Consider the following 459-nt stretch of genomic DNA (forward strand, 5'->3'; position numbering starts at 1 on the left):
CGGGCCAGGACCAGCTTCTTGAATGTGTCGTTGCCGACCGCGTCGAACCCGAGACGGGCGTAGGCGTCCTCGAGGACATCCCACAACAACCTGGACCTCGACCCGGTCACCGTCGGCGCGGTCGTGGCCGGCGGCGTCGCGCCCAGCCCGTCCAGATCGAACGGGACATGCCCGGCCAGCTCCGCGATCCGCTCCCGCGCGATCGCGACCAGCACCGCGAGCTGCTCATCGTCGTGCGCGGAGCCGAGGTGCTCCACGATCGTCCGCACACCACGGGTCTTCGACGCGATCTGCACCGCCGTCGCACCCGACGCGGTGCGCACCTTCCGCACGAACCACCCCACCGAGCGAGTCTAGATCGACGCCGTTAGTGCCCCGCACGAGGCACCAACACCCCCGGAAAATCAAGCCTCAACGATCCTCAACCCGCGAAATCACCCGACGGTGACACGATCCAGG

General features: G+C 68.2%; 1 pseudogene. It reads right to left on the reverse strand.

The features are described from left to right. A pseudogene (locus tag G3N18_RS15840) lies at nucleotides 1–344 on the reverse strand (IS1634 family transposase); the annotation flags it as partial. Nucleotides 345–459 lie beyond the last annotated feature (115 nt).

The organism is Microbacterium paulum (assembly GCF_015707995.1).
GTDB classification, from domain to species: Bacteria; Actinomycetota; Actinomycetes; order Actinomycetales; family Microbacteriaceae; genus Microbacterium; species Microbacterium paulum.